Source organism: Cytobacillus sp. FSL K6-0129, assembly GCF_038007625.1.
Taxonomy (GTDB): Bacteria; Bacillota; Bacilli; order Bacillales; family Cytobacillaceae; genus Cytobacillus; species Cytobacillus kochii.
Genome location: NZ_JBBOXM010000001.1, coordinates 2,409,083 through 2,430,434, shown reverse-complemented (window position 1 = coordinate 2,430,434; position 21,352 = coordinate 2,409,083). Strand labels below are relative to the sequence as shown.

Sequence of the window (21,352 nt, the reverse complement as noted above, 5' to 3'; positions counted from 1 at the left end):
AATTGTACGAATTTGTAAATTATGCCTGGTTCCAAGTGTGAAAGAGGGGCATGCTATCCATAAGGAGGGTCTTTATGATTTATTTGACCTTAATATTATGTTTTATATGCTCCGTTCTTTTAACACCGCTGGTAAAACGACTGGCCTTTAAGATAGGAGCAACAGACAAACCAAATAATCGAAAAGTCCATGAAAAAGTGATGCCTCGTTTAGGTGGTTTAGCGATTTATTTAAGCTTCATGCTCGGTGTGCTAATCTTCTCACCAAATAAAGAAGTGCATATCCCGATCATGGTCGGTGCATTTATCATCGTTATAATCGGTATGTTAGATGATAAATATCAATTACCTGCTAAGTATAAATTGATAGGGCAAATTGCTGCCGCATTAATCGTAGTCTTTTGGGGAAATGTGGAAGTTGAGTTTATTAACAACCCATTCTTTGGCGATAATCGGATCGACTTTGGTTATTTTGCTATCCCTATTACAATCTTATGGATTGTTGGTGTGACGAATGCAATTAACCTAATTGATGGTCTTGACGGATTAGCAGCTGGAGTATCATCGATTGCGCTATTTACGATTGCTGGGATGGCTGTATTCATGGGTAATACGTATGTAATTGCCATGGCTTCTTTGTTAATGGTAGCTACACTCGGGTTTCTTGTCTTTAACTTTCATCCAGCGAAAATATTTATGGGCGATACAGGGGCTCTCTTTTTAGGATATATGATTGCTGTCTTGTCATTGCTCGGCTTTAAAAATGTAACAGTGATTTCGTTTATTATCCCTATTTTAATTTTAGGTGTCCCATTATCCGATACGATTTTTGCGATATTTAGAAGGATTTTAAACAAGCAACCGATATCAGCACCAGATAAATCACATCTCCATCATTGCTTATTGAATGCAGGCTTTACCCATCGCCAAACAGTCTTATTAATTTATGCGATGGCAGCTACTTTTGGCATGATTGCCATTATCTTCTCTCAAGCAAAAGTATGGGGAGCCATCTTACTAATAGCCGTTGTCCTTGTCATGCTCGAATTATTTGCCGAACTGATCGGTCTACTCGGCAAAGACTACCAGCCCCTATTGAAAAGACTCAAAGGAAAAGGCAACTGATACAAAAGCTAACCAAATTGGTTAGCTTTTTTTTTGTAGATTAAGAGGTTGATAAGGTTGATAAGGAAAAATTGGTAGAGTAATGCTTTATCTAGAGCCATTGGTTAACTACAAAATTGGCGAGAGCTGTTAGAAGGATGATGCCGAATAGAAGGTATAATGGGAACTGCGCACAAGCCGTGGATCCTATTTGTGTAAAAGTGAAAGAGAATAGGAAAGAACTGCGCGTAAATGGTATATGCGCGCAAAAAGAAGAAGGAAGAGACCTGAGTACTGCGCGTAAATCGAGTATACGCGCAAAAGTAAGAGAGAAAGATTACGGAATTGCGCGCAAGCGGTGTATACGCGCAAAAATGAGAGGGAAAAGCCAGGGAACTGCGCACAAATGGCATATACGCGCAAAAGTAAGGGAGAAAAATCACGAAATTGCGCGCAAGCGGTGTATACGCGCAAAAATGAGAGGAAAAAGCGAGGGAACTGCGCACAAATGGCATATACGCGCAAAAGCAAGAGGGAAAAGTCGGAGAACTGCGCGCAAATGGCATATACGCGCAAAAGTAAGAGAGAAAGATCAAAGAATTGCGCGCAAGCGGTGTATACGCGCAAAAGCTAGAGGAAAAAGCCAGGGAACTGCGCACAAATGGCATATACGCGCAAAAGTAAGAGAGAAAGATCAAAGAATTGCGCGCAAGCGGTGTATACGCGCAAAAATGAGAGGAAAAAGCGAGGGAACTGCGCACAAATGGCATACACGCGCAAAAGTAAGGGAGAAAAATCACGGAATTGCGCGCAAGCCGTGTATACGTGCAAAAGCAAGAGGGAAAAGCGAGGGAACTGCGCACAAATGGCATATACGCGCAAAAGTAAGAGAGAAAGATTACGGAATTGCGCGCAAACCGTGTATACGCGCAAAAATGAGAGGAAAAAGCCAGGGAACTGCGCACAAATGGCATATACGCGCAAAAATAAGGGAGAAAAATCACGGAATTGCGCGCAAGCCGTGTATACGCGCAAAAGCAAGAGGGAAAAGCCAGGGAACTGCGCGCAAATGGCATATACGCGCAAAAGTAAGAGAGAAAGATCACAGAATTGCGCGCAAGCGGTGTATACGCGCAAAAATGAGAGGAAAAAGCCAGGGAACTGCGCACAAATGGCATATACGCGCAGAAGTAAGGGAGAAAAATCACGGAATTGCGCGCAAGCCGAGTATACGCGCAAAAGCAAGAGGGAAAAGCCGGAGAACTGCGCACAAGTGGCATATACACGCAAAAGTAAGAGAGAAAGATCACGAAATTGCGCGGAAGCCGAGTATATGCGCAAAACAGAGAGAGAAAAAGCCAGGGAACTGCGCACAAGCCGTGTATAAGTGCAAAAGCCAAAAGGAGAAGGCAGAGAAGTGCGGGAAAGAAAGCCATGTATAAGTGTAAAGTAACAAGAAACGGAGATGCATGTATAAATTCCCGTACATTCTTATCAAAAGGCTATCAAGCTTTATAAGGTGCCCCTTTAATTGAAAAGAAAAAAATAGAAAGAAGTCTGGACAAACGAGAAATGCCCATACCAGTAGCTAGAAAACTAGAGAGAATGAGCCCACCTAAAAGAGAACCACAACAGTATGAGTAAGGTGTGTCTGAATAAAAACCCCCAAACAATTTTTTGTTTGGGGGTTTCTATAAAGAATCATTCTATTAATATCCGTTATTATAACCAGCTTCACTTGATTCAGTAGAAATTTCGCCGTCTGTTGAACTCTCGCCATTTGTCGGATCAGTAGATTCGTTTTGTCCGAGGTTCGTAGTCCCTAAATCAAGATGGCTTTGTAGTTCTGAAATAACTTCCTGTAATCCAGTATCATCTATTTGATAATAATACACACGATTACCATTAGAGTTTGGTAAGTACATATCTTGACCTTTGAGATTGAGCATTTCAATATCTGGAGTCATGCCACTAGAAGTCGCATAACTAATAAGTGATTTCATTTGGTCGAAGGAAAGGTCTGTTTCCATATTGTTTCCGACTGCTTCGATGACATCCCCGTATTTCGAAATAGCATCTACTGATACGGCTTTTTTCATCATCGCTTTAACGATTTCTTGTTGTCTTTGCCCGCGCATAATATCATTATCTTGCTTTCTCGTACGTGCTAGCGCTAATGCTTCTTCTCCATTTAATGTTTGCAAGCCTTCTTCTAATTGAATAGCCCCTGCGTTGTCATTTGAGTCTTGCTCAGATAAGGCATAAGGTACTTCTACTTCTACTCCACCTAGGGCATCAATAATCTCAATGAATGCATCAAAATTTAACTTTAAGTAAAAATCAATGGGAATATCGAGTAGCTGCTCAACCGTTTCAATAGAAGTGAGTGGTCCGCCGTGAGCGTGAGCATGGGTGATTTTGTCTTGATAACCAAGCTTAGGAATCTGAACATAAGAATCACGAGGGATGCTTAATAGTTTAATAGATTTTGATTCCTTATTAAATGTTGCGACCATTAATGCATCTGAACGCGCTGAATTACTAAAACCCCGTTTACTACTATCATCAACTCCGATAATGAGTAGTGAAAAGTTATCAACATCAGGTTGTACAGCTACATCTCGCTTGGTTTCTCTTTCTAGTGGATTATATGTGCTGTTCATCGCTGTCTCTGCTTTATTATAGAGATAGGCACCGTAGGCAGTGGCACTTAGGGCAAGGACTAGTAGAGGAAGAAGGATAAATGCGAAAACACGTCTTCTGCGCTTCACTTTACGTCTCCTCACCTTTTGGGCATTACGACCATCATAAGACATATGATTGCTCCTTTATTAGTAAAAATTTAATCGATTCTTTACATAGTTAATGTTTATTTTACAATGGATTTGCATATACGTAAAATATTTACTCAGAAATTGTCGATTCTAAATATAACACGTCACCTTCAGTTATTTCTGCTTGTCCATTTGTTAATTCGATCATCCAGGCATTGAAGTTAGCTGTTTCTTCATCTTTTACATAAGTTTCAATTTCAACAAGATCGGCATAATGGATTTCTTTTATTGCATAAATGGAAGCGCGTAATTCATTTTCTAGTTTTCCAAGAAAAGTATAATCAACTTTTGTATGCATGATGCGCATTAGCTTTCTTTCAACTATACCTGTAGCAAGTAAACCTTCGGATGTAGCTTTGCCGTAAGCGCGAATTAAACCGCCGGCACCAAGTTTAGTGCCACCAAAATAGCGGGTGACTACCACAACAGTATCCTTTAATTGTCTCTTCTTTAACACTTCAAGCATCGGTACACCAGCTGTACCACTCGGTTCACCATCATCGTTAGCTTTCTGAATTAAATCATGCTCACCAATTAAATAGGCAGAACAATTATGAGTGGCATTCCAGTTTTGCTTCTTTATTTTCTGAATAAATTCTTGCGCTTCTTCTTCTGTTTCTGCTCGGTCAATATATGCAATAAATCTAGATTTTTGTATAATAATTTCATGTTCCCCGTACCCTTTAACGGTATGATATTGTGGAAGCAAAAATATCGCTCCTTCCTGCAAGTCTCTTCCTATTATAATTCGACAATCTTCGGAAAACATAAATATTAATAGATTGTAAACAAACTTTAATATTGTCGAATCGTTGAAGTGATATAATAAGTATGTATCTGAGGATAACTATAGATATTGCCAATAATCCTCTTTTTTTAACATAAAATTAGGATATATGACATATAAATAATTTTCAAGCGTGCGACTATTTATCGAATTTTGTGTCAAATGGTATTATTTTCTGCCGCTACACATGGTCGAATACCGCTTTTCAAGGTAAAATAAGGAATAGCAACAACAGGGTATACCCTTGGAGGAATCGCGAATGAGTATAAAAAAATTTGATACGAAGTCGCTCGATTTAATTTTAGAAAAAATGATAGAAACGGTCGGTACGAGTAAGAATGAAATTTTCCGGATTGGTGAGCAATGTCGAAAAGATTATGAGACCTTAACCGAAGAACTGAAAGATGTAAAGGTAATGGTTATTAAAGTCATTGATGAAGGCGACCGTTTAGAAAGTCAAACACGTTTTGCGCGTAAACGATTATCTGAAGTCAGTATGCATTTCAAAGATTACACGGAAGCGCAAGTACGTGATGCATATGAAAAAGCCCATCAATTACAAATGGATCTATCGATGAATCGGCAAATGGAAAAGCAGCTTCGTGACCGGAGAGACGACATTGAAAGAAGATTAGTGGGCGTTAGTGATACGATTGAGCGTGCCGAGCATTTAATTTCCCAAATTACTGTTGTCATGAACTACTTGATGAGTGACATCAAACAAATGGGTGAGATGCTTGAAGATGCGAAGATGAAACAAGAGTTTGGCCTACAAATTATTGAGGCGCAAGAAGAAGAGCGTAAAAGGCTCTCACGTGAAATACATGACGGCCCGGCGCAAATGATGGCGAATGTGATGATGCGCTCTGATTTGATTGAACGTGTTTATAAAGAGCGTGGCACAGATGAAGCCATGGAGGAAATAAGGAATTTAAAGAAAATGGTCAGAAGTGCTTTATATGAGGTCCGAAGAATTATTTATGACCTGAGACCAATGGCTTTAGATGACTTAGGTCTTGTTCCTACATTAAAGAAGTATCTACAAACAATCGAAGAATATCATAATTCGACCAAAATCACTTTCATGAATGTTGGTAAAGAAGTTCGTTTACCAAGTCAATATGAAGTGGCGCTATTCCGACTCATTCAAGAAGCTGTGCAGAATGCGATGAAGCATGCTGATGCAGAAGAGATTATTGTTAAAACTGAAATTAATAATGAAAGAATAGCAGTCGTAATTAGAGATAATGGTAAAGGGTTTGATATTAATAAGAAAAAAGCACAATCCTTTGGTATTATCGGCATGAGAGAAAGAGTTGAACTTCTGGAGGGCCAGCTTTCGATAGATTCCAATATTGGTAAAGGCACAATTATTATTATTCAAGTACCTTATATGAAATAATATTTAATTGATGTTGAAACTGGTCAAACATCATGATAGATATAAAACAGTTGAAGATTGGGAGGGGAAGAACTTGAATACTAAAATAGTAATTATTGACGACCATCAACTTTTCCGAGAGGGCGTAAAACGTATTCTTGATTTTGAAAAAACATTTAACGTGGTAGCAGAAGGTGACGATGGCGACGAAGCGATCAGACTCGTTGAAGAAAATCAACCAGACGTAGTTATCATGGATATTAACATGCCGAATATTAATGGCGTGGAAGCAACGCGTCAATTAGTAGAGAAATATCCAGATTCTAAAGTAATCATTCTTTCAATCCATGATGATGAAAACTATGTAACGCACGCTTTAAAAACCGGAGCAAGTGGTTACCTACTTAAAGAAATGGATGCAGATGCATTAGTTGAGGCAGTAAAAGTAGTTGCAGAGGGTGGTTCTTACCTTCATCCGAAAGTAACGCACAATCTTGTCAATGAATACCGTCGCCTTGCTTCAGAAGGAACTGGCACAACAGGCGCTTATGGACAAATCGAAATCCGTCGTCCGCTACATTTACTTACTCGACGCGAGTGTGAAGTGCTCCAACTTCTTGCAGACGGAAAAAGTAACCGCGGCATCGGTGAAGCATTATATATTAGTGAAAAAACAGTCAAAAACCATGTAAGTAACATCCTGCAAAAAATGAACGTCAATGACCGTACACAAGCGGTTGTCGTAGCCATCAAAAACGGTTGGGTAGAAGTTCGCTAATCCCAGCCTTTCATACATATGAAGAAACACTCCGCATTGGGGTGTTTTTTTGTTGTAAATGCGGATCGGTTCGAAGATAAAAAGGTGGGTCAAGGGAAGGGAAGAAGTCCATTTCATGAAGGGAGAGACATAATTATAAGAAAAATGAGCAATGTAGAAGTTTCGTAGATAATAGGGGAGGAGTAGAACATATGAGTCGCGTGAAAGAAGAAATTGCGATTAAAAAAGAGGACGAGAGCGCAAAAGGTTCGCGACTAGTAAAAGAAGAGAGTGAAAGATAAGTAGGGCAAAGATGAGAATCGCGACTAATAAAAGAAGAAAGTGAAAGATAAGTAGGGAAAAAGTGAGAATCGCGACTAATAAAAGAAGAAATTGAAAGATAAGTAGGGCAAAGGCAAGAATCGCGACTAATAAAAGAAGAAAGTGAAAGATAAGTAGGGAAAAAGTGAGAATCGCGACTAAAAAAAGAAGAGAGGAGAAGATAAGTAGGGCAAAGATGAGAATTGCGACTAATAAAAGAAGAAATTGAAAGATAAGTAGGGCAAATGCGAGAATCGCGACTAAAAAAAGAAGAGAGAAGAAGATAAGTAGGGCAAAGATGAGAATTGCGACTAATAAAAGAAGAAATTGAAAGATAAGTAGGGCAAAGGCAAGAATCGCGACTGAAAAAAGAAGAGAGGAGAAGATAAGTAGGGCAAATGCGAGAATCGCGACTAATAAAAGAAGAAAGTGAAAGATAAGTAGGGCAAAGGCAAGAATCCCGACTAATAAAAGAAGAAAGTGAAAGATAAGTAGGGAAAAAGTGAGAATCGCGACTAAAAAAAGAAGAGAGGAGAAGATAAGTAGGGCAAAGGCAAGAATCGCGACTAAAAAAAGAAGAAAGTGAAAGATAAGTAGGGAAAAAGTGAGAATCGCGACTAAAAAAAGAAGAGAGTAGAAGATAAGTAGCGCAAAGATGAGAATCGCGACTAATAAAAAAGAGAGTGAAAGATAAGTAGCGTAAAAGCGAGAATCCCGACTAATAAAAGAAGAAAGGAGAAGATAAGTAGCTTAAAAGAAGGAACCGCATTAATTTCTCCGATCCCTCTCGAGTCTAAGATATTCGATATAAATATCGCCAAGTCCCCAAGAAAAGGAACCTGAGCTGAGAGTTGCGACACACATAAAAGGGGGATTATCAAATAAAATGTCTAAATCCTAATTTACTCTAGGTGTTTCATAACTGGATCATGGAGGAAGAGTAGACTCATGACCGGAGAAGGAGCTACCATACAATATACAATCAAAGCCTGCGCTCTTACACTATCGCAAAAGTTAAACCCCAGCCTTCGAGTATGAATCAAACCAACCACCCCAAAAGCCCACCAAAAAGTAAAAGATTTCCCCTTAAACCTCTCTAAACTTAATGCATTTTTATTAACTTTCATATAGAATGGTAACAGAACATATAGTAGAGAAAAAAGTGAAGGAGTCACTCTATTTATGAAAACGGCCGTAGTAACGGATAGTACATCTTATATCACACAAGAATTGAGAGAAAAGCTGAATATTCACATGATCCCGCTGAGTGTGATATTTGGCAATGAATCATATAAAGAAGAAATAGAAATCACTGCAGAAAGTTTTTATGAGGAAGTCAAACATAAGGATTTGCCGAAAACATCACAGCCATCCGTAGGTGATTTTGTCACATTGTTTGAAACGTTGAAGCAAGACTATGATGCCATCATCTCCATCCACTTATCAAGCGGTATTAGTGGCACCTATCAAGGGGCAGTCTCTGCCGGTAATATGGTTGAAGGCATTACCGTCTATCCTTTTGACTCAGAAATTAGCGCACGTGTACAAGGTTTCTATGTCGTCAAAGCAGCCGAAATGGCAGCTGACGGGAAGTCGCCAGCAGAAATTATGGACAAACTGAATGAAATGAAACAATCCATTCGTGCTTATTTTATGGTTGATGATCTGTCACATCTACAAAGAGGTGGCCGCTTATCAAGTGCGCAAGCAATCTTAGGAAGTCTTCTCCAAGTGAAACCATTGCTTCATTTTGAAAATAAGCTCATCGTGCCATTCGAAAAAATCCGTACGCGTAAAAAAGCAATGAAACGAATCGTTGATTTGTTAGCGGAAGATGCAGCGAGTGGAGAAGCTTATGAAGCCTCTATTATTCATGCAAACCGTTTAGAGGAAGCGCAGAAATGGAAGGAAGAGCTAGAAGCACAATTACCGAATGTCACTTTTGGTATAAGCTATTTTGGTGCCGTTATTGGTACACATCTTGGCGAAGGCTCAATGGGTCTTGGCTGGGTAAAAAAATAATACATCTACTAAGGAGTTATTATCGCAGACAAAACGAACCACTGCTGAAATAACTCCTTTTTTTAGCCACGAAAGGAGTCTATATGCGAATACTCATGAAAGATCACCTACTCATCCCCGTATTTCACCACGACTCAGCTTCTTACACTATTACAGAACTTCCGAACATCCCTCACCATAATCACAGCCCTACATACCGCTTCAATCCACAAATTCAGACATTCCTATTTGGTAAACAATTACTGCTAGATGAAATTTCTCACCCTGTAGAAGAATTATTCACCCATGTGAACGAAGGTTATATCACGCTTCGTCGACCCTTCATAAAAGAAGGTAGAAAAATCAAATGTGCTCGCTGTGGCAGTAGTCATCATTTAGCGACATATCCTTGTGCTCGTTGTGGAAATGAGCAATGCCATTATTGTCGCAATTGCTTGATGATGGGGAGAGTGTCGGCTTGTACTCCACTTTTTAGTTGGAATGGACCAAGCCCGAGCACCCTAATAGTCGACCAACCGTTAAAATGGGATGGGACGCTTTCTACAGGACAGCAACAAGCATCTACAGCAGTTGTCGCAGCCATTGATAACAAAAAAGAGTACCTGGTTTGGGCGGTATGTGGCGCAGGTAAAACCGAAGTGCTTTTTGCAGGAATCGCTCATGCACTAAAGCAAGGTCAGCGCGTGTGCCTTGCTACTCCAAGAACAGATGTCGTCTTAGAACTCGCACCCCGTCTGAAAAAAGTGTTTCCCCACACCACGGTTGCCGCACTGTATGGTGGAAGTGAAGACCGGCACCTTTTTGCCAATCTAGTCATCAGTACAACACATCAGTTATTCCGCTTTTATCGTGCTTTTGATACAGTCATTGTTGATGAAGTGGATGCCTTTCCTTACACAATGGATGCCACACTCCAGTATGCTGTTCAGCAAGCGAAAAAGTCTGCAGCTGCCACGATTTATTTAACAGCTACTCCTTCAAGGAAGTGGCAAAAAGAATGTCGGCAAAATAAAAGAGCATATATGACCATCCCTGCTCGTTTCCATCGCTTTCCTTTACCGATTCCTCAATTTAAATGGATTGGACAATGGACAATCCCCCTAAAAAACGCCCGTCTCCCTTTTGTGTTAAAAAAATGGTTACAGCAACGCATTGAAAAAGAGAAACAGGTTTTGCTGTTTATTCCTAAAATTAAGCTAATAGATGATATGCTACCTCTCATACAAAAACTTCATCCTAAAGTGGAGGCAGTGCATGCGGAAGATCCTTTACGAAAAGAAAAAGTCCAGAAAATGAGAAAGCAAGAGACGCTTATTTTACTCACAACGACGATTTTAGAAAGAGGAGTGACTTTTCCTCATATAGATGTTGCTGTATTAGGAGCAGAAGAGCGTATTTTCACAGAAAGTGCGCTTGTTCAAATAGCTGGAAGGGTTGGGAGAAGTGTTGAGGCACCAACAGGAGATGTTGTTTTTTTTCATTATGGTAAAACAACTGCAATGGTACGGGCTAAAAAGCAAATACTGCAAATGAATAAAGAAGCAAAACAAAGGGGCTTACTTCATGAATAGCTGTCTCTATTGTCAAAAAGAAATGCAACTTCCTGGTGGATTTCAAGCATTGTTTCAAAAAGCTGCGCAGTCATTTTGGTGTGAAGACTGTATAGCAAAATGGACATTTATCAAAGGTCCCACTTGCCCAACTTGCCACCGGTGGATGGAAACGGCTGAAATCTGTCTCGACTGTAAGAAGTGGCAGGCGGATCCAATATATAGCGGTTGTCTGGACGAGAATATTTCTGTATTAGCATACAACTCTTTTTGTCAGCAAGTGCTTGCTCAATATAAGTATCGTGGCGATTATATCCTCGCAGTTGCAATTGCTGATTTGCTAAAATCCAAATTAAAACAAATAAGCTTTGATCTTATTACACCGATTCCGCTGAGTGAAGAAAGACGCTATGAAAGAGGGTTCAATCAATCAGAAGCACTGATCACCGCATTAGGCAAAAAGCCCACCATTCTCCTCACCCGTATGCATACAGAAAAACAATCGAAGAAAACAAGAAAGGAAAGATTAGAGACACCACAAGTTTTTCGATTCACGGGTCAACAAGAAATAAGCGGGAAGAAAGTGTTAATCGTCGACGATATTTATACAACAGGTACGACTCTTTATCATGCAGCTAAATTGCTAAAAGAGGCAGGAGCAAGTGAGGTTCGATCATTGACGATGGCAAGAAGTTAAAAAAGTTAGCCGATGCTGACGATATATAGAATAGAAGCTATCAGTAGAGGTGAAAAGAATGGCGGAGATCGCAAACTGCCCTAGATGTAATGCCTTATTTATGAAAAATCAAGTCAGCACCATTTGCCAAGCGTGTTTTAAAAAAGAAGAAGAAGCATACGAAGTCGTATATGCCTTTCTAAGGAAAAGAGAAAATCGTGCTGCTACTATGCAAAGAATAACAGAAGCAACAGGAGTAGAGGAGTGGCTCCTGCAGAAGTTTGTTCGATCAGGTCGATTAAAGGTGGCGCAATTTCCCCAGCTAGGCTATCCTTGCGATCAGTGTGGTACATTAATTCAAGAAGGAAGAATTTGTGAGTCTTGTCGCAAAGCATTACAAAAAGAATTAGAGCAATTTGAACGAGAGCAGGATCGGATAAAAGAAAGAGAGAGAACCTACTATTCTTATAGAGGTAAACAGTCTTAAAGAAGGAAGTCTAAAGAACTAATGTTTACTTTCGGAACGATAGTATGTATGTAAAATTTACTAAAAGTGTAATATCACTTTAAACTCATTCTATTTATACCGATAATAGGAGTAATAAAAGGGACGAAGAAAGCGGGGGATTTATAATGAAGGTTAATCATTTTAACGCGGCAAACCAGGTCAATCCCTACCAACGCCAAGCGAATATGACAAAGCAAGTAGAACAAGCGAAAACGAATCAAGCAGATAAACTCGAAATTTCTTCAAAAGCATTAGAAATGCAAAAAACATCACAATCAGATCCTGCTCGCCAAGCGAAGGTGGAGCAATTAAAAATGCAAGTGGAAAATGGTACGTATCATGTTGATGCGAATGAATTGGCGAAAAGCCTAGTTCAACATTTTCAACAAAAACGCTCTTAAGGAGGGTGTGGTATGTCTGCAGAAGCACTTCTAACTGCGATGGAACGCTTAATATCTTATCATCAAAGCCTTTATGAGCTTGCAGGACAGAAGACAGATATGATTAAAAAGGGTGATATGGCTGCATTAGATCAGATGCTAAAAGATGAACAAACCCATGTCGCAACAATAAAGAAGCTTGAACAAGCGCGTATCCAGATTGCAGCAAGTCTTGTACCTAGTATCGATAAGCCAACAATAGCAGACTGTATATTAGTACTGGAACAACATGAACAACAAGCTTTACTTGAAAAAAGAGAGCAGTTATCATCCGTTATTGACAAATTAAAAGAGAAAAATCAATTGAATCAACAACTGATTTATCACTCCTTACAATATGTGAATTTATCTATGAATCTCGTCAATCCGAAAGCAGCTGCGCAAAATATGAATTATATTCATCCGCAAAAAGCGAAATCTCAAGCTGCAACAGGAATGTTCCAGTCTAAAGTGTAGGATAGAGAAAAGAGAGGAAACGTTATGAAATCTACTTTTATGGGGTTAGAAACGGCGAAGAGAGCCATACATACACAACAAAGTGCACTCTATACAACCGGGCATAATATTGCCAATGCGAATACTGTAGGATATACGAGACAACGGGTGAACTTTACTCAAACAAATGCTTTTCCGTCTGTTGGAATGAATGCGCCATACATGCCAGGACAAATTGGAACGGGTGTTCAGGCAGGATCGGTTCAACGCATACGCGAAGACTATTTGGATGTACAGTACCGTAATGAGCACAATAAATTCGGTTATTGGAATACGAGAAGCAGTGAGCTTTCCCGAATTGAAAGTGTCATGAATGAGCCGTCAGATACTGGCCTTGCGAATACATTAGATCAATTTTGGAATGCTTTGCAAGACTTATCAACTAACCCTGAAGATTCAGGTGCTCGTTCGGTTGTTCGTCAGCGTGGGATTGCCGTGAGTGATACTTTTAATTATTTGGCAGGACAACTGAGCGCTCAGAAAGCAGATGTCGGTGAGCAAATTGATATGAATGTGAAAACAATTAATTCAATCCTCACACAAATTAACCAGATCAATGAGCAAATTGCTAGCGTAGAACCACATGGCTATTTGCCGAATGATTTATATGATAAAAGGGATGTACTTGTTGATCAACTCTCAGGCTTAGTCAACATTAAAGTGAGTGCTACACCAAGTGGTGGGAATGCAAGTAGTCAAGCTGCCGGGAAATATTCGATTGAATTAGTCGATGGGAATGGTAAAAGTGTCGGTACTTTACTCGATGGGAAAAATGATATCGTCCAATCATTGAGTGTCAAAAAAGACCCTGAAACACAAGCTATTGCTAGTTTGCAAATCGGTAATAAATCGATGGCGGCATCAGATTTTACTTCGAAAGGGAGCTTACTTGCGAATATAGATATGTACGGCAAAATAGATGCCACTGGGAAGGAAACAGGTGTTTATTCTGATATGCTTGCGAATCTGGACTTAATGGCTTTCCGCTTTGCCACGGCCTTTAATGCTGTCCATCAAAGTGGCTGGAGTTTATCTGAAATTGAGAGCGGCGTTAAGAACGGTGTGGACTTCTTTGAAATTGGCGATAATGCAGCAGGGGCCGCAGCCAGTATAAAAGTGTCTGATTCAATCATGAATAATTTAAATCATATTGCCGCTTCCTCAAGTAGTGAGTTATTTACAGGTTCTATTACGAAACATGCGGACAACCCATCGACTGGTAACCCAACGATTCTGGGTGCGTTCAGTGGTATTCAAACATATGACACCCCGCCGATCACGATTAGTGAGGCAAAAATTGAGCTGACTTATGATAATGGCTCATGGAAGTACTCCGCTTATGATTTAGACGGCAATCCAATAGCTGACCATCAAAATCAAGCAGTGAAAGAAAATATGAATCTCTTTGGCCTTAAAATCGATACTAGTACAATCTCTAACTTACAATCTGGTTCTACTTGGTCATTTGAGTTAACAGGTATTGGACAAAACCCTTCGAGCGAAAGTTTTGTTGGTGACGGTTCTAATGCAGTTGCTCTGGCAAATGTAAAAGACATGATGCTCGATTTTAATGGATCAGATACAAATATGATGAGCTTCTACCAAGGGATGATTGGGGAGTTAGGAGTAACTACACAAGAGGCAAATCGAATGACGGAAAATGCTGCTACGCTAGCCGACACGGTCCAATTTAACCGTTCTTCTGTAAGTTCGGTTTCTCTTGATGAAGAAATGTCCAATATGATCATGTTTCAACATGCTTATAGTGCAGCGGCTAGACAAATCACTGCAATAGACGAAATGCTTGATACCATCATTAATGGTATGGGCAGAGTTGGAAGATAAGGAGGTAATGACTGATGCGCGTAACACAATCCATGCTTTCACAAAATTCACTAAAACATATTCAAAACAACTATCAAAAGCTTGGTAAGTTAGAAGAGCAGCTATATACCGGCAAAAAAGTGAATCGCCCGTCTGATGATCCTGTAGCAGCGATGAAAGGGGTCAATTACCGTTCCCAAGTAACGGCTGTATCCCAATATCAACGCAATTTAGGTGAAGTATATAACTGGATGGATAATACGGAATCGGCACTGGATGAAACGAATAAAATTATCCAGCGTATCCGTGATCTTACGGTACAGGCTTCCAGTGATTCATATGATGCGGGTCAACGTAAGAACGTGGCTAGTGAAATTGAACAGCTGCGAAATCAATTAGAGACGATCGCCAATACTAAAGTGAATAATAAGTATATTTTTAACGGCTCAGATACAACGAATAAGCCAGTGGATTTAAAGAAAATTGATCAAAATGTTGATATCAGCACAATTGATGCGAATAATGCCAAGGATTATGTACTTTTCGATGAGAAGGGTAGTCAGCTTGTTTGGAATGAATCTTCGAATGCATTTAAAGCTCAAGATGGCACTGAAATCGGATTCCCGATACCAGATTCTTTTGTAGCGAAAGAAAAAGGGGCGGTTGCTAGCAATGCTGAAGGCGTAAAAATTGAAGTTTCTGCAGGCATTCATCTCGATGTGAATAGTAAGCCGCAAAATGTCTTTTCATTAGATTTATTTAAAGATATTGGCAACTTAATTGATAAGTTGAATTCACCTGATACAACAGCGGATGATTTATCTGGGGAGCTGGATATGATTGATCATCACCATAATAATGTAATCTCTGAAATGGCAGATATCGGTGCTAAATCTAATCGAGTAGAGATGGTGGAAAGTCGTTTAGGGAATCAAGAGATACTTGCCAAAACCATGATGTCTAATAACGAAGATATCGATGCAGAGAAGGTCATTATTGAATTAACATCCCAAGAAGCCCTCCACCGTGCTTCTTTAGCAGTAGGAGCAAGCATTATTCAACCAACATTAATGGACTTTTTACGATAAAAAACGCTGACGACGGTTCATCTCTAGAGATGGGCCGCTCGTCATGTAAAGAGCGGTGAATCTATGCATACACCTTATTTAGAAATAACGACAAAACAGGCGCAACTTGGTATCAATTATTATCAACCTGTGATGAAAATCAAACAGTCGCAAGCAGACGTTTCGATGCATCAGCCACCAGCAAAGCTTACAATTAGTCATGAAGCATCCCGGCTTTTTATTGATCAATCAGAGGCGCGAGCTGATCTGGATAATAAAGGGGCAGGCAGGCGAGTCGCAGAAGCGGCTGAACAGGCAAAGATGACGGCAATTACAGGGATCTCTAGGCGGGTTCGTGAAGGTGATGCGATGATGAAAATTGAAAACGGAGCAGGTGCCATTCCACAAATTGCGAAACAAAATAGTGAGCCCAACCAAAAGACACCAGGGATCGGCTATTTACCGAAAAACCATTTCCGGGTACAAATCGATTATGATCCAGGGAGCGTCGATGTGAACGTAACCCCGCAAACGCCAGCCATTGATGTAAGTATCAATCGACCACAAATCGCTCATGAAAACTGGCAAGCGCAAATTTATTTACAGCAAAAAGAAGCGATTAACTTTGAACTAAGAGATTTTCAAGTGGATCAGCTTATTTAAGGAAGTGTTACGATGAAAATTGAGACAAAATATCAAGGGACAGTTGAAGTGTCAGCAGAGCAACACCTTCATTTTCCGGTAGGCTTGCCAGGGTTTCCAGAAGAACAGCAATATGTGCTTCTTCCCTTTTTAGAAGAACTCCCTTATTTTATTTTACAATCAATCAATACGGCTGAGTTAGCGTTTGTCGTTGTCGACCCGTATGCCTTTTTTGCTGATTACGAATTTCAGCTCAATGAAGCATCGCAACATGCGCTGCAAATTGAACAACCGGAAGATGTAGCTACTTTTGTCATTCTCACGTTAAAGGAACCGTTTAAGTCATCAACGGCGAATTTGCAAGGTCCATTGGTGATTAATATGAAAAAACGAATGGGGAAACAGCTTGTATTGAATGATGCGCGCTACAAGACGAAGCATCCGTTATTCCAGCTTATGGAGGAGGATGCCTCATGCTCGTATTAACCCGTCGCAAAAACGAATCGATTATCATTAATGAAAACATCGAAATCACGATCGTCGCCGTCGAAGGAGACCAAATCAAACTTGGCATCCAAGCACCAAAAGACATCGACATCTACAGAAAAGAAGTATACCTACAGATCCAGACAGAAAACAACGAAGCCGCACAAAACCCTGTTGATTTAATGGCACTATTGAAAAATAATACTGAGAAATAAACCGGTTGGAGATATCGGTTTATTTTTTTATATTTGTCTGAAGATAAACAAAGGAAACAAGAATTCATGTTGGAGTAATGAGAAGGCAATAGAGACAAGTATTTTTTAAATTATTAATTTTTTATAAAAAGTATTAAACAAACTTTATAGCACTCCGATAATAAATAAGAATAAAGCGACAAGCTTTACTTCAATCCACAAGGACGTGGAAAAATACAACTCATGGAGGAATTCAAATGATTATCAACAATAATATTTCAGCATTAAACACGTATCGTCAATTAGGCGTAAACAACAATGCTAACGCTAAAGCGATGGAGAAATTATCTTCAGGTCTTCGTATTAACCGTGCAGGAGATGACGCAGCAGGTCTTGCAATCTCTGAAAAAATGCGCGCGCAAATCCGCGGTTTAGACCAAGCTAGCCGTAACTCTCAAGATGGTATCTCAATGATCCAAACTGCTGAAGGAGCGCTACAAGAATCACAAAACATTCTTCAACGTATGCGTGAACTTGCTACACAAGCAGCCAATGACTCAAACGTTGGATCTGACCGTGAAGAAATCCAAAAAGAAATCAACCAATTAACTTCAGAAATCAACCGTATCGGTAATACAACAGAATTCAATACACAAAAATTAATCGATGGTGGGAAAGATGGATCAGAAGCAGTAACTGCTGTTGCAGGTGAACATACTTTTTCATTTGGTGATATCGGAAGTGTTGATGGAGTAAGTACTATCACAATTGATGATGAGGTATTTACTTATGTTGCTGGTGGCGGTACGGCTGCTGATGGAACATTTAGTGATGCAGATGAGTTAGTTGCTGCTATCGAAGCTAATGATAAATTAAAAGATAAATATGCTGCTACAAATACAACAGGAACGATCTCTCTTGAACAAGAAGCTGGTCAAGAATCATCAGTTGCTCCAACTATCTCAGGTGCGACTTTAACAGAAGTAACAGCTGGAGTAGAAGGAAAAGCTGCTGGAGCAGGTTCTAGCATTACTTTCCAAATTGGTGCAAACGAAAACCAAAGCATGAGCATCAATATTTCTGATATGAGAGCATCTGCTTTAGGAATCACTACTGCTGATACAACTGATTCTAAATTAGGTGTAACTGACGGGACAAGCTCAACAATTCAAGAATCTGCACTAAGTGTATTAACTCACGAAGATGCAGCTGCAGCGGTTACTAAATTCCAAGAAGCAATTGATAAAGTATCTGCAGAGCGTTCTAAACTAGGTGCTAGTCAAAACCGCCTAGAGCACACAATCTCTAACTTAAACAACTCATCTGAAAACCTTCAAGCAGCTGAATCACGTATCCGTGACGTTGATATGGCGCAAGAAGTAATGGAGATGACTCGTACGAACATTCTTTCTCAAGCTTCTCAAGCGATGCTTGCGCAAGCAAATCAAAAACCACAAGCGGTTCTTCAATTATTAGGTTAATTCGTCGCTTATTGGTATTTTCATCTAAGAAGTCTCAGCTTTGTCTGGGGCTTCTTTTTGTCTTTTTAGGTAAAAAGACCTTATGTATAAGAAAAAGGTCGCTGTTTTTTCTCTAATAAAAACCGAACTTTAGATTGATAGAGAGCCTTATGGTTGTTTCCGATATAAAGAGAAAATAGGTGATTTCGGTAAGGGGCGAATAGGGATGAGAGTAGAGTCGAATATGAGAATGATGGTGGACTCGCCTTTTGTTATTCAGCAGAAAGAAAAAAGTCAACCTGAAAGAAATTTTACAATAAAAGATAAAGCAAAGGTGTCTGCTCCTGACGTACAAAAAGACTTCTTGCAATCAAAGGTGGAGCAGGCAAATAGTCATTTGCAGACGCATTATACTTCGGTACAGTTCCAGTTACATGAAAAGCTCGATCGCTATTATGTAGAAGTTGTTGATGCGGATACTAAAGAAGTCGTTCGTGAAATACCACCGAAGGATTTCCTTGATATGATTGCAGAAATGACAGAATTTCAAGGGCTTATGGTGGATCAAAAAGTCTAGAAGCTACTGGCTGATGCTAGTGGCTTTTTATTCGTGAACAGTGGCAATTAGTCATATTTTTACTGTAAACGATAGGACTATAGTCGATATAATAAATAGATAGAGAGAAAAGGGGACGGATGGTCATGGCGAATTTTCGAATAGGTGGTTTAGCATCTGGTTTAGATACAGAATCCTTAATTAATGATTTAATGAGAGTACAGAGAGTGCCGATTGATAAATTGTCACAAAAGAAACAAACGCTCGAATGGCAGCGCGATTCATATAGAGATATTAACTTAAAACTAGCATCATTCCGCGATATGACTTTAAATATGCGCTTGCAATCTTCATTTTTATCAAAAATTACGACTTCTTCTAATAGCAACAAAGTCACAGCAACGGCAGATTCGACAGCAGGGAACGGATCTTATACATTGTCTGCCGTGAGTAGATTGGCGACTTCTGCTACGAATGCGAGTGCGGGAAGAATAACTAGTACAGATGAAAAACTAGATACAACGAAAAGTCTATATAGCCAAAAGGACATTTTTGAAAATAGTTCATTTGATTGGAAGAGTACCGAACAAAGTATAAACGAAGAAATCACAGTAAAGAAAGCAGGAACCGAATTTTCATTACAAAAGCTTGGTAAGCATAATATAGAACAAATGGATAGTGTTACAGTTGGTACAGACAACTACCAAGTGGTGACGAGCCTAGATGACTTAGATGCTAGTCAAAAGCAAGTGTTTGTAGATGAGAAAACAGGCAAAATGACTTTCAGCCAACAAATTCCCGCCGACAGTAAAATTGAAGTGGAATACAGTATGGTTCAAAAAGATACAATTTCTGTTGGCTCTGCAACAAAAGAAGTGCAACTATCACAAATAGGGATCACAGAATTTGAGGATAGCATTACTTTTACATGGGACAAAAAAGATGCAGCTGGTAACATCATTAAAGACACGAATGGTGACCCAATAAAAGAAACGAAAACATTTACTGCTGGTACGGATGTGAATAATCTAGCAGAAGATCAATTTTATTTAGATAAAGAAACAGGCAAAATCACTTTCGGCTCTGACCTACAAGCAGGTGCAAAAGCGGAAGTGAGTTATGACCACCAATACTTTGAATTCAGTATGTCTACATACAATGAAACAGGTGAAGTGAGCCAAACATTTACTTTCGATGCCCGTGATTCTTTAACGACAGTGATCGATAAAGTGAATAAATCGTCCTTAGGTGTCAATATGTTTTATGACCAACATTCTGATAAAGTAACGATTGCCCGAACGTCAACAGGTGATTTTAATCAAAGTGGCGATGGGAAAGAGATCTCTTTTAATGGTAGTCCGTTTTTAAATAATGTTCTAAAACTTGATAGCAATAATGAAAAAGGTGGAGAAAATGCGAAGTTTACTTTAAATGGTTTAGAAACGGAGAGAACCTCTAATACGTTTACAGTAAACGGTGTTTCTTTTACTTTGAAGGATACATTTGATGCTGTTAATGGCGATTCGCCTGTTACAATCTCAATCAATAACGACACCGATAAAGCCGTAGAAAAAATCAAAGAATTCGTAGAAAAATACAATGAATTAATAGATAATATACAAGGACAGTTATCTGAAGAAAAATATCGTGATTATGCACCGTTAACAAGTGAGCAACGTGAGGCGATGTCTGAGAAGGATATTGAGCTTTGGGAAGAAAAAGCGAAAAGCGGTTTACTTCGTTCAGATCAACAATTAAGTAGTTTACTAAGTAATATGCGGATGAACTTTTATACACCGCTAGAAGGTGCTACGAGTGAATATAACCAGCTGTCAGCTATTGGTATTACCACAACGAAAAATTATTTAGAAGGTGGTAAGCTTGAAATCAATGAAGATAAGCTGAAGGAAGCATTGGAAAATGATGCAGAAGGTGTATTTAATTTGTTTGCAGCAGATGGGGATACACTTGGTGAACAAGGGATTTCTAGACGATTGCGAGATACCGTTACACAATCAATCGATGCGCTTACCTTAAAAGCGGGTAATGGCATGAAGACAAATAGTCAATTTACTATTGGAAAAAATTTAGATGATATCAATAATCGTATAACTGAACTAGAATCGAAATTAGCAGATAAAGAGCAAAGGTATTGGTCACAATTTGCAGCGATGGAGACCCAAATGCAAAAAATGAATGAGCAAATGAATTATATGCTCACACAATTCGGTTATAGCTCGCAATAAGGA

General features: G+C 39.4%; 20 protein-coding genes. 18 read left to right on the top strand and 2 right to left on the bottom strand.

What is annotated here, in order from left to right:
- Positions 1-74 precede the first annotated feature (74 nt).
- Together MHI57_RS12185 and MHI57_RS12180 are read left to right on the top strand one after the other, a co-directional pair.
- Positions 75-1,124, top strand: coding sequence for an MraY family glycosyltransferase (locus tag MHI57_RS12185; protein ID WP_224937166.1), 1,050 nt, complete (start codon positions 75-77; stop codon positions 1,122-1,124).
- 116 nt (positions 1,125-1,240) lie between these two features.
- A complete protein-coding gene (locus MHI57_RS12180; protein WP_340976521.1) occupies positions 1,241-2,545 on the top strand; it encodes a hypothetical protein in 1,305 nt (434 codons plus the stop codon).
- A 267-nt stretch (positions 2,546-2,812) separates the two neighbouring features.
- On the opposite strand, the gene MHI57_RS12175 is transcribed toward MHI57_RS12180, so the two are convergent.
- Together MHI57_RS12175 and MHI57_RS12170 are read right to left on the bottom strand one after the other, a co-directional pair.
- The gene (locus MHI57_RS12175; RefSeq protein WP_251162144.1) at positions 2,813-3,919 is read right to left on the bottom strand and encodes an LCP family protein; all 1,107 of its coding nucleotides are present in this window, start codon (positions 3,917-3,919) and stop codon (positions 2,813-2,815) included.
- Positions 3,920-4,007: 88 nt separating this feature from the next.
- The gene (locus tag MHI57_RS12170) at positions 4,008-4,646 is read right to left on the bottom strand and encodes a YigZ family protein (protein ID WP_340976517.1); all 639 of its coding nucleotides are present in this window, start codon (positions 4,644-4,646) and stop codon (positions 4,008-4,010) included.
- Positions 4,647-4,983: 337 nt separating this feature from the next.
- On the opposite strand from MHI57_RS12170, the gene MHI57_RS12165 reads away from it, so the two are divergent.
- From MHI57_RS12165 to fliD, 16 genes are all read left to right on the top strand, one after another.
- Entirely contained in the window at positions 4,984-6,126 is a 1,143-nt protein-coding gene (locus tag MHI57_RS12165) for a sensor histidine kinase (protein ID WP_095371820.1), read from the top strand.
- Positions 6,127-6,199: 73 nt separating this feature from the next.
- A complete protein-coding gene (locus MHI57_RS12160) occupies positions 6,200-6,883 on the top strand; it encodes a response regulator (RefSeq protein WP_224937162.1) in 684 nt (227 codons plus the stop codon).
- Positions 6,884-8,365: 1,482 nt separating this feature from the next.
- Entirely contained in the window at positions 8,366-9,205 is an 840-nt protein-coding gene (locus MHI57_RS12155) for a DegV family protein (RefSeq protein WP_095371821.1), read from the top strand.
- 83 nt (positions 9,206-9,288) lie between these two features.
- A complete protein-coding gene (locus tag MHI57_RS12150) occupies positions 9,289-10,776 on the top strand; it encodes a DEAD/DEAH box helicase (protein WP_340976515.1) in 1,488 nt (495 codons plus the stop codon).
- Positions 10,769-11,452, top strand: a complete 684-nt coding sequence (locus MHI57_RS12145; RefSeq protein WP_340976514.1) for a ComF family protein — start codon at positions 10,769-10,771, stop codon at positions 11,450-11,452. Before MHI57_RS12150 ends, MHI57_RS12145 begins: the two co-directional genes overlap by 8 nt.
- 58 nt (positions 11,453-11,510) lie before the next feature.
- Complete coding sequence (locus MHI57_RS12140; RefSeq protein ID WP_095371824.1) at positions 11,511-11,918, top strand: TIGR03826 family flagellar region protein; 408 nt, start codon at positions 11,511-11,513, stop codon at positions 11,916-11,918.
- Positions 11,919-12,064: 146 nt separating this feature from the next.
- Entirely contained in the window at positions 12,065-12,340 is a 276-nt protein-coding gene (gene flgM / locus MHI57_RS12135; RefSeq protein ID WP_095371825.1) for a flagellar biosynthesis anti-sigma factor FlgM, read from the top strand.
- Between the two features lie 12 nt (positions 12,341-12,352).
- Positions 12,353-12,835, top strand: a complete 483-nt coding sequence (locus MHI57_RS12130) for a flagellar protein FlgN (protein ID WP_095371826.1) — start codon at positions 12,353-12,355, stop codon at positions 12,833-12,835.
- A 24-nt stretch (positions 12,836-12,859) separates the two neighbouring features.
- A complete protein-coding gene (gene flgK / locus MHI57_RS12125) occupies positions 12,860-14,719 on the top strand; it encodes a flagellar hook-associated protein FlgK (RefSeq protein ID WP_322909707.1) in 1,860 nt (619 codons plus the stop codon).
- A 14-nt stretch (positions 14,720-14,733) separates the two neighbouring features.
- Positions 14,734-15,786, top strand: coding sequence for a flagellar hook-associated protein FlgL (gene flgL / locus MHI57_RS12120; RefSeq protein WP_322909706.1), 1,053 nt, complete (start codon positions 14,734-14,736; stop codon positions 15,784-15,786).
- Positions 15,787-15,849: 63 nt separating this feature from the next.
- A complete protein-coding gene (locus MHI57_RS12115) occupies positions 15,850-16,428 on the top strand; it encodes a DUF6470 family protein (protein WP_340976512.1) in 579 nt (192 codons plus the stop codon).
- A gap of 12 nt (positions 16,429-16,440) precedes the next feature.
- Positions 16,441-16,893, top strand: coding sequence for a flagellar assembly protein FliW (fliW, locus tag MHI57_RS12110; protein ID WP_322909704.1), 453 nt, complete (start codon positions 16,441-16,443; stop codon positions 16,891-16,893).
- Positions 16,881-17,108 carry a carbon storage regulator CsrA gene (gene csrA, locus MHI57_RS12105; RefSeq protein ID WP_095371831.1) on the top strand — a complete coding sequence of 76 codons (228 nt, stop codon included), beginning with the start codon at positions 16,881-16,883 and terminating at the stop codon, positions 17,106-17,108. Before fliW ends, csrA begins: the two co-directional genes overlap by 13 nt.
- Positions 17,109-17,344: 236 nt before the next feature.
- Positions 17,345-18,568 carry a flagellin N-terminal helical domain-containing protein gene (locus MHI57_RS12100; RefSeq protein ID WP_340976509.1) on the top strand — a complete coding sequence of 408 codons (1,224 nt, stop codon included), beginning with the start codon at positions 17,345-17,347 and terminating at the stop codon, positions 18,566-18,568.
- A gap of 205 nt (positions 18,569-18,773) precedes the next feature.
- On the top strand, positions 18,774-19,124 hold the full coding sequence (locus MHI57_RS12095) for a flagellar protein FlaG (RefSeq protein ID WP_307319398.1): 351 nt from the start codon (positions 18,774-18,776) through the stop codon (positions 19,122-19,124).
- Between the two features lie 125 nt (positions 19,125-19,249).
- Positions 19,250-21,349, top strand: a complete 2,100-nt coding sequence (fliD, locus tag MHI57_RS12090) for a flagellar filament capping protein FliD (RefSeq protein WP_340976508.1) — start codon at positions 19,250-19,252, stop codon at positions 21,347-21,349.
- Positions 21,350-21,352: the final 3 nt, after the last annotated feature.

Excerpts from the sequence above, each read along its gene's own strand:
- MHI57_RS12185 (WP_224937166.1), top strand. The coding sequence starts at position 75 with ATGATTTATTTGACCTTAATATTATGTTTTATATGCTCCGTTCTTTTA.
- MHI57_RS12175 (WP_251162144.1), bottom strand. The coding sequence starts at position 3,919 with ATGTCTTATGATGGTCGTAATGCCCAAAAGGTGAGGAGACGTAAAGTG.
- MHI57_RS12165 (WP_095371820.1), top strand. The coding sequence starts at position 4,984 with ATGAGTATAAAAAAATTTGATACGAAGTCGCTCGATTTAATTTTAGAA.
- MHI57_RS12155 (WP_095371821.1), top strand. The coding sequence starts at position 8,366 with ATGAAAACGGCCGTAGTAACGGATAGTACATCTTATATCACACAAGAA.
- MHI57_RS12150 (WP_340976515.1), top strand. The coding sequence starts at position 9,289 with ATGCGAATACTCATGAAAGATCACCTACTCATCCCCGTATTTCACCAC.
- MHI57_RS12145 (WP_340976514.1), top strand. The coding sequence starts at position 10,769 with ATGAATAGCTGTCTCTATTGTCAAAAAGAAATGCAACTTCCTGGTGGA.
- MHI57_RS12140 (WP_095371824.1), top strand. The coding sequence starts at position 11,511 with ATGGCGGAGATCGCAAACTGCCCTAGATGTAATGCCTTATTTATGAAA.
- flgM (WP_095371825.1), top strand. The coding sequence starts at position 12,065 with ATGAAGGTTAATCATTTTAACGCGGCAAACCAGGTCAATCCCTACCAA.
- MHI57_RS12130 (WP_095371826.1), top strand. The coding sequence starts at position 12,353 with ATGTCTGCAGAAGCACTTCTAACTGCGATGGAACGCTTAATATCTTAT.
- flgK (WP_322909707.1), top strand. The coding sequence starts at position 12,860 with ATGAAATCTACTTTTATGGGGTTAGAAACGGCGAAGAGAGCCATACAT.
- flgL (WP_322909706.1), top strand. The coding sequence starts at position 14,734 with ATGCGCGTAACACAATCCATGCTTTCACAAAATTCACTAAAACATATT.
- MHI57_RS12115 (WP_340976512.1), top strand. The coding sequence starts at position 15,850 with ATGCATACACCTTATTTAGAAATAACGACAAAACAGGCGCAACTTGGT.
- fliW (WP_322909704.1), top strand. The coding sequence starts at position 16,441 with ATGAAAATTGAGACAAAATATCAAGGGACAGTTGAAGTGTCAGCAGAG.
- csrA (WP_095371831.1), top strand. The coding sequence starts at position 16,881 with ATGCTCGTATTAACCCGTCGCAAAAACGAATCGATTATCATTAATGAA.
- MHI57_RS12100 (WP_340976509.1), top strand. The coding sequence starts at position 17,345 with ATGATTATCAACAATAATATTTCAGCATTAAACACGTATCGTCAATTA.
- MHI57_RS12095 (WP_307319398.1), top strand. The coding sequence starts at position 18,774 with ATGAGAGTAGAGTCGAATATGAGAATGATGGTGGACTCGCCTTTTGTT.
- fliD (WP_340976508.1), top strand. The coding sequence starts at position 19,250 with ATGGCGAATTTTCGAATAGGTGGTTTAGCATCTGGTTTAGATACAGAA.